The sequence below is a fragment of the Micromonospora tarensis genome (assembly GCF_016803395.1).
GTDB classification, from domain to species: domain Bacteria; phylum Actinomycetota; class Actinomycetes; order Mycobacteriales; family Micromonosporaceae; genus Micromonospora; species Micromonospora tarensis.
In genome coordinates this window covers 1-8,124 of record NZ_JAEVHL010000272.1, presented here as the reverse complement: position 1 = coordinate 8,124, position 8,124 = coordinate 1, and the positions used below count along the sequence as shown (strand labels likewise).

6 protein-coding genes are annotated in these 8,124 nt (G+C 71.2%); 1 reads left to right on the top strand and 5 read right to left on the bottom strand.

Features of this window, described 5'->3' with window-relative positions; genetic code table 11:
- Positions 1–224 (top strand): fascin domain-containing protein (locus tag JM949_RS30955; protein WP_407664859.1); only part of this gene is annotated, 224 nt, incomplete at its 5' end.
- Positions 225–291: 67 nt separating this feature from the next.
- Here the strand turns inward: JM949_RS30955 and JM949_RS30950 are convergent.
- The 5 genes from JM949_RS30950 to JM949_RS30930 form a co-directional block, all read right to left on the bottom strand.
- Positions 292–1,875, bottom strand: coding sequence for a ricin-type beta-trefoil lectin domain protein (locus tag JM949_RS30950; RefSeq protein WP_203151660.1), 1,584 nt, complete (start codon positions 1,873–1,875; stop codon positions 292–294).
- A gap of 194 nt (positions 1,876–2,069) precedes the next feature.
- Entirely contained in the window at positions 2,070–4,544 is a 2,475-nt protein-coding gene (locus JM949_RS30945) for a M14 family metallopeptidase (protein ID WP_203151658.1), read from the bottom strand.
- A 160-nt stretch (positions 4,545–4,704) separates the two neighbouring features.
- Positions 4,705–5,805, bottom strand: a complete 1,101-nt coding sequence (locus JM949_RS30940) for a Gfo/Idh/MocA family protein (protein WP_203151656.1) — start codon at positions 5,803–5,805, stop codon at positions 4,705–4,707.
- Positions 5,775–6,485: a ThuA domain-containing protein gene (locus tag JM949_RS30935; protein WP_203151654.1), complete on the bottom strand. Its 711-nt coding sequence runs from the start codon at positions 6,483–6,485 to the stop codon at positions 5,775–5,777. The genes JM949_RS30940 and JM949_RS30935 overlap by 31 nt, the downstream gene beginning before the upstream one ends.
- Positions 6,486–6,632: 147 nt before the next feature.
- Positions 6,633–8,124 (bottom strand): amino acid adenylation domain-containing protein (locus JM949_RS30930; RefSeq protein WP_203151653.1); only part of this gene is annotated, 1,492 nt, incomplete at its 5' end.

The following is an 8,124-nucleotide window of genomic DNA, read 5'->3' as shown; positions in this document are numbered from 1 at the left end:
ACCCCGCCCGCCCAGGCGGGCACGGCGCGCAGCCGCCGGCCGCCGCCAACCAGGCCGCACCCGTGCAGCCCCTGGCCGCGACCGCCGGCAACGTGCACATCTTTTACTGCGGTCACGGGCCAATCGGCCAGTACGTCAGCGCCGAGAACGCCGGCAGGGCCCCGCTGATCGCCAACCGGACCGCTATCGGGCCGTGGGAACGGTTCGACCTCGTCGGCGGGTGAACCGCCCCGACGGCGTCGCCTGCCACGGCGCCCGGTCGGGCCGGCCGCCGTCAACGGACGGACGCGATCACGTCGTACGCCACTTCTGGTTGTTGCCGCCGTTGCAATCCCAGATCGCGACGGCGGAGCCGTTGGCGGTGGCGTTGCCGATGACATCGAGGCACCTGCCGGCGCCCAGAGCGAGGAGGCTGCCATCGCTGTTGAGTCGCCACTGTTGGTTGGCCTGTCCGTTGCAGTCCCAGATCTCGACAGCGGTGCCGTTGGCGGTGCCGTTGTCGTAGACGTCGAGGCACTTGCCGCCGGCGGTCCGCAGCTCACCCGCGCTCGTGCGGGTCCACTGCTGGTTGTCGGCGGCGTGGCAGTCCCAGATGATCGGCAGGGTGCCGCTGGTCTCGTCGCCGTTCGGCACGTCGAGGCAGCGGTTCGAGCCGACGCCGCGCAGCACGCTCGTGCCGCCCCCGGGCGGTGGGGTGCCGCCGCCGGAGACGATGAACATGGCCGCCCCGTGCGAGGGCACGGACGCGCTGATCGTCGGCCCGGAGTTGCCGGTGGTGTGTGTCCACAGGTCGCGCACCGTGTAACTCGACGCGCTGCCCAGCCCGAGCGCGGACGCGGTGGTCGACACGGTGGCCGTGCCGCCGCCACGGTTGAGCAACACCACAGCGGCGGAACCGTTCGCCATCGGCTTGAGCCAGACCTCCTGGTCGCCGCTGTCAGCGATCTTGTTGCCCTGCCGGCCTCCCCAGTCCTGGTTCACGGCGATGACCTCGGTGTTGGTCAGGATCGACCGAGTGGTCGCGCTCATCGAGCGCAGGTCGTTGCCGGCGATCAGCGGCGCGTTCAGCAGCGACCAGAGACTGAAGTGGGTCCGCGACTCGGTGTCGGTCAGCCCGTTGCCGACCTCAAGCATGTCCGGGTCGTTCCAGGCGCCCGGCCGAGCGGACGCGGCCCATCGGGGCTGGGCGTCCAGGATGCCCATCACCGAACCCCAGTTCCCGGCGATGTCGCCGGTGGTACGCCAGGAGTTGCCGGTGGCCGGCCCCCACGAACCGACGTCGTCGTTACCCCAGTTGCAGATCGCGAACAGGATCGGTCGCCCGGTGCGGGCCAGCGCGTCCCGCATCGCCGTGTAACGCTGCTGACCGCTGCGCCCCTGGGTGTCGCCACAATTGTCGTACTTGAGGTAGTCGATGCCCCAGGACGCCCACAGGTTGGCGTCCCGCTGCTCGTTGTTGAGGCTAGCCGGGTACCCGGCGCAGGTGGTCAACCCGGCGGAGGAGTAGATGCCGAGCTTCAAACCCTTGCCGTGTACGTAGTCCGCGAGTGATCTGATCCCGTTGGGGAACTTCTGCGGATCGGGTACCAGGTCGCCGTTGCCGTTGCGGCTGCGCGTCGACCAGCAGTCGTCGATGTTGACGTACTGGTAGCCGGCGGCGGCCATGCCGCTGGACACCATCACGTCCGCGGTCTGCCGGACGAGGGCGTCACTGACGCTGCACCCGAAGCTGTTCCAGTCGTTCCACCCCAGTTGCGGGGTGCGGGCCAACCCGTTCTCCAGTGCCGATGCCGGCAGGTCGGTGGTCGTGACGACGGTCGTGGTCGCTGCCAGGAGCAGTAGCAGCGCGGCGCTGGAGCGAGCGAGTCTGCGCATGTGGGGTCCTTCGGGCGCGGTCGGATCCGGCAGCCATCGGCTCAGGTCGGAGGGTCACCGGAGCCAGCTCCGAGTGTTCTCCTGACATAGCGCAACGTCAATCTTTACGGCGCTTTGAGCGGCCCGCACGGACCCTTGCCCCGTCCGCGCTGGTGGACGCGCGCGGACGGGGCAATGACGATCACAGAAGGGTGCTAGCGGCTGACGATCCTGATCGTCGCCGTGCGGTAGTTGTCGCGCCTGTCCCTCTTCGTCGGGTCGTAGTTCCGCTCGATGTTGCCGGCGCTGTCGACGGAGAACCAGCGGAACGTCGTCGTCTCGGTCACGTGGAACACCTGCCCCGGCTCGCGGAACTCGGTCGCCGCGTACCGGGGTGACTCGAGCGTCGGCCGGCTGCCGTCGGTGGTGTAGTAGATGGTGGCCGGCTCGCTGGTCTCGAAGCGCACGTCGACCGGGCCGGAGTAGCGCCCCGCGCCGGGAACGAGCCGGGACGTCGGGTCCCTGTGGTCCCGACCCCAGTCCGCCGCGACCCGGAACATCTCCATGATCCCGTTGGCGTACTCCATCGTCTCGGCGTGCCCACTGACCAGGTCGGGATTGCCCACCCACTCCGGTTGGAACGAACCGCCCTGCCAGTCGCCGGTGGCCGGGTTGTAGACCGACCCGCCGACCTCCCAGCCGAACGCGTAGATGCCGTAGGTGTGGTACAGGTCCTCACGCACGTTGCCCGCCGAGGAGTAGAGCACGTCGGACGAGCCGCCGACGTTCTCCGGCGTCACCACGGTCTCCCGGTGCGCCTTGACCTGCGACAGGATCCGCGCCGCGGACTGCCAGTAGAACGCCTCGTCGCCCAACGGTGGACGCGGCGTGGTGATCCGGCCGTCCGCGATGTACGCGCCGGGCTGCCAGAACAGCTGACCGCCGTTGGAGTGCACCGACATCATGAACTTGATGTTCGAGTACTTCTCCACCAGCCAGATGATGTTCTTCGACTCGGGCTCGGAGAGCTCCTCCGGCCCCTGGAAGGTGTCGCTGACGCAGCTTGTCGACGCGCCGGCGTAGCCGTCGTGGCCCGACCCGACCCGGTAGTTCCGGTTCAGGTCGACGCCCCAGGAGTTGCGCCGACCCGGGTCGGCGTTCTCGTCCGGGCAGTGGTTCGTCATGTTCCGGCGCTGCGAGGCGAAGTTGTAGAAGCTGTAGTTCGCCCCGTCCGGGTTGTTGGACAGGATGAAGAACACGTCGGTGTCGTCGACGATCTTCTTCGTCTCCCGGTCGGACCGGTAGTTGTGCACCAGCCGCTCGGCCGACTCCAGACTGGTCGTCGCCGGCACCCACTCGCGGGCGTGGTCCTGCGCCTGGATCAGCACACCGGGCTTGCTGCCGTCGCGGTGCTTGCCGATCCGCAGCACCGGAATGGTGACCGGGCCGCGCGGCACCTCGCCCGCCGGCGCGCCGGCGCGCTTCTGGTCCAGGAAGTCGGTGAGCGCGACCGGGCCGGCCGTCGGCGCGACGACGCCGCTGCCCTCGTTGGTGCGGTACGGGTGCGCCCTGCCGATCAGGCCCGCCGACCGGGTTCGCAGTGCCTCCGCCACCTCGGCCGCCGTACTGGCCAACTGGCCGGCGGCGTCCTTGCCGAGCAAAACGCGCACGGCCCGGCCCGCCACCTCCACCGCGAGCGGCAGGTCGGCACCCGGGCGCTCCACGAAGTCCACTGTGATGTCGTTGCCACCCTCGTGGCCCCACGCCGCCGAGGTCACCACTACCGCCGCCTGCCCGGTACCGCCGATCTGGGCCTGCGCCTTGCGCTGGTAGCCGTTCGTCTGGTTCGGCAGGTAGACGATCTCGGCGATGTCCGGGTACTGGCGGGCGATCTCCTTGGCACGACCGTAGAGCTGCTGCGGGTGCCGGTAGCCGTCCACGAAGTCCGACTTGTAGGACGGGTTCGCGGTGAGCGGCGGCGGGGCCTTCTCCAGCCAGTCGGAGACGACGCCGGTGGCGACACCGCCGGTGGAGCTCGTCACCCGGATCTGCTTGGGGCGCTCGTCGAGCTTGAACAGGTTCCGGTGGAACATGTACTGCCCGGAGTCGACGAAGCGGCTCATCGTCCGGGCGAAGCCGAAGGGCGTGCCCTTGCCCGAGTCGTTCTCTAGCTGCATCCCGACCACCGGGTCCGCCTGTTGCCCCTCGGTGGTCCGTGCCTCGACGTAGAGGAAGCCCTGGCCCTTGGTGGTGAACCAGTCGGCGCGGGCGATTCGGACCGTCGCCTCGTGACTGGCCGGCTGGACCGCCCGCGCCCCGGCGGTACCGAAGCCGCCGTCGGCCTGGTCGCTCCAGGCGAAGCCAACGTCGTCGCCGAGCACCTCGACGCCCATCGCCGTCAGGTCGGCGAGCTGCTCGGTGCTGACCAGGGCCTCGCCCTCGATGCCGCTCGGCACGCGCCGTAGGCCGTGCTCAAGATCGAAGCCGGCGGCGGCCACCCGGTCCAGCATGTCCGCGCCGGTGAGTCTGATCCGGACCGGGCGTACCGAATCGCGGTCGTCGAGTTGCGCTGGGCCGGCGGCGGCCGACGGCCCGGCGGGAACCGCGCCCGCGGGCCCGGTTGCCACCAGGATGCTGCCCACCAGCGTGGGTAGCGCCAGAAGTGCGATGCGTCGTTGGATGCGCCGCATTCCCCCTCCTTCTGCTTGTGACGGATGGTTGAGGCGGCGGACTTCCGTGCGCCGGAGTGATCCGCTGAGCGTATGTGCGCCGGCGGCGGAGGGGGTTCGCGGCGATCGAATTTGAGCAATCCTTGAGCTGGCCGACGCCGCCGGCGGCACCCCGGTGCGGCTACCCCCGCCAGTTCTCCGCCGGAGTGAGCGGGACGAGCGGGGGACGCCGCGTCACCGTCGTCAGCTCGATCCGTCGGCCCTCCTCGGCCGAGCGGAGCACTGTGGTCATCACGTCGAGGACGTGCAGCGCGACATCGCCCCCGGCGCGCGGCGGACGCTGGCCGTCGGCCCGGACAGCGTCGAGCAGGCCGATGCCCCGGGAGCCCTCGGCGTAACCGGCGAGCGGTTCGAGTGGCCGCCAGTCGCTGCCGCCGAGGCTGAACAGGCGGACCGTACCGTCGAAGTAGTTCGGGTCGGGTACGGCGAGGGTGCCGGTCTCCCCGTGGACCTCGATCGGCGAAGCTGTCGTCGCGACGCCGTCGAAGCTCGTGGTGAGGGTGGAGAGGGCACCGTCGACGTGCTCGAGCACACCTGTCACGTGGGTGTCCACCCGCACCGGCACCCGCTGGCCGGTGCGCGGGCCCGAGCCGATGACGCGCTCGGCGCGCAGCCGACTGGCGGCGCCGCGCACCGCGCGCACCGGCCCGAGCAGGTGGATCAGCGCCGAGATGTAGTACGGCCCCATGTCCAGCAACGGGCCGCCGCCCGGGGCGTAGTAGAAGTCCGGGTTGGGATGCCAGCGCTCGTGCCCCGGGGTGACCATGACGGCCGACGCGGACAGCGGACGTCCGATCAGACCTCCGTCGATCGCCGCGCGCGCCGTCTGCGTGCCCGTGCCCAGGACGGTGTCCGGCGCGCACCCGACGCCGACCCCGGCGGACGCGGCCCGCTCGACGATGGAGCGGCCGTCGGCGAACACCGCGGCGAGCGGCTTCTCGACGTACACGCTCTTGCCCGCGTCGATCGCGCCCAGCGAGATCTCGGCGTGCGCCGCGGGGATCGTGAGGTTGAGGACCGTCTGCACGTCCGGCCGGTCGAGCAGACGCTCGACGGTGGACGCTTCGGCACCGAGGGTCGCGGCGGCGACCGCGGCCGACCGGTCGTTGTCGAGGTCGGCCACCGCGACGATGCGCACCGCCGGGTGGTGGGCGAGTGTGTCCAGGTATGCCCGGGAGATGAACCCGAGACCTACGACGCCGACGCGGTGCGGGTCGCCCACACCATCCCCCTCTCGATGACGGTACGGATGCCCGGGTGCTCCAGCACGTCGAGGCTGTGCCCCGGGGTGGTGACGACGATGCGCCCGGCACCCCAGAGTCGGGTCCAGATCGCCGGCGAGGTGACGGGCCGGTGCCACGGGTGCCAGCTCTGGGTGGGGTGGGTGGTGACGGCCAGCACGTCGATCAGGTCGTCGTGCAGCACCCAGTACTGCTCGGTCACCAGGTCGATGTCCTCGATCCCGGTGGTGATCGGGTGCTCCCGGCCGAGGTCGGTGAAGCTCACCCGGTGCGGCAGGAAATTGTCCTCCTCGCCACCGCGACGCTCGCACGGTTCCCGACCCGGGTGGGTCGCGAACTGGCCGCCCACCAGCTGGAGGTAGTCCGACGACGCGCGGAACGCGTCCACGATGCCGCCGTGCCACCCGGTGAAGCCGGTCCCGGCGGCGACCGCCGCGCGCAGACCCGCCACCTGCTCCGCGGTGATCTGCGACATCGTCATGCACTGTACGACGAGGTCGGTGCCGGCCATCTCGGCGGCGTCGGCGTAGATCTCCGTCGACTCCTCGACCCGGACCGCGTAGCCGCTACGCTCCAGGAACGGGATGAACAACTCCGTCGCCTTGACCGGCTGGTGTCCCTCCCATCCGCCCCGGACCACAAGTGCTCTGCGCTGCGCCACGCCCGCTCCCCTCCCCGGTTCGTCGCGACCGGGCGGGCCGTTTCCGGGCCGCCGGCCGCCTGTGCTTGTCGCGCACCGAAACCGTACCCGTGGTCGCCGCCGAACTCACTCGTCGGCACTGATGACGATCACTCGCCAACGCCGGGGCTAGCGCGTCCCGGCCCGCACCGGTCTGCGGACCCGGGCCGGCGGCGCGGGCAACACCCGGCGGTCCACCTTGCCGTTGGCGGTGGCGGGCAACTCGGACAGCACCAGGTACCGCAGCGGCACCATGTGCTCGGGGAGCTGCTCGGCCAGGAACGCCCGCAGCGCCGCCTCGGTCACCTCGCCCGCGTCGGTGTGCCGCTCGGCCACCACGTACCCGACCAGGGTCGGGGCCGCGCCCAGGTCGTCGCGGAGCAGCACGACGCTGTTCGCCACCAGCGGATGCCGGTTGAGCACCGACTCGATCTCGCCGAGCTCCACCCGCTGCCCACGGATCTTCACCTGGGTGTCGATGCGTCCGCCGTAGTTCAGCTGCCCCTGCGGCGACCACCAGGCCAGATCACCGGTGCGGTACACCCGCTGGGGGTGCCCGAGGACGTGCACCGTGCCGAACCGCTCGGCGGTCAGGTCGGGCCGACCGGCGTACCCCCGAGCCAGGCAGTCACCGCCGAGGACCAGTTCCCCGGGCACCCCCAGTGGGGCGAGCGCACCGGTGTCGTCCAGGACGTACGCGATCACGTTGGTGATCGGCCGGCCGATCGGGACGGTGGGGTCCGGTTCGGGCCGGCGGCACGGCCAGGCGGTGACGTCGATGGCCGCCTCGGTGGGGCCGTACAGGTTGTCCACCCGCACCTCCGGCAGGGCGGCGGTGAGCTTGTTGACCAGCTTCGGCGGCAGGGCCTCCCCGCTACAGACCACCCGGCGCAGCGCGGTGCACCGGGCCAGGCCCGGCTCCTCGACGATCAGCGCGAGCATGGACGGCACGAAGTGCACAGTGGTCACCGCCTCGCGGGCGATGACGGCGGCCAACTCCTGCGGATCGCGGTGCGCGTGCGGCTCGGCCGTGACCAGCGTCGCGCCGGTCATGAACGCCCAGAGCAGCTCCCACACCGACACGTCGAAGGTGTACGGCGTCTTCTGCAACACCACGTCGCCGACGCCGATGCGATACTCCTCCTGCATCCACACCAGCCGGTTGGCCAGCGACAGGTGGGTCATCTGCACGCCCTTCGGCGCGCCGGTCGAGCCGGAGGTGAAGATGACGTACGACAGCCCGCACACCACCTCCGCCGACGCCCGGTAGCCGCGCCAGTCGACAGGTGTGCAGGGCAGGTCGGCGTCGGCCAGCGGCCGTACCGGAACCGACGGCGGGGCACCGGCGCCGAACGCGGCCCGCCCCGCCTCGTCGGCGAGCACCAGCGCGGCGTCGGCGGTGTCGAGCATCAGGTCCAGCCGGGCGCGCGGGTGGGACGGGTCCAGCGGCAGGTACGCCGCTCCGGCCAGCAGGACACCGAGCACCGCGACGACCATCTCCGGGCTTCGCTCGGCGCACAGGGCGACGACCGAGCCCGCACCCACCCCCTCGGCGCGCAGCCGCCCGGCCAGCGCCGCCGACTCGTCGAGCAGCTCCCGGTAGCGGCGGTCGCGTCCGCCG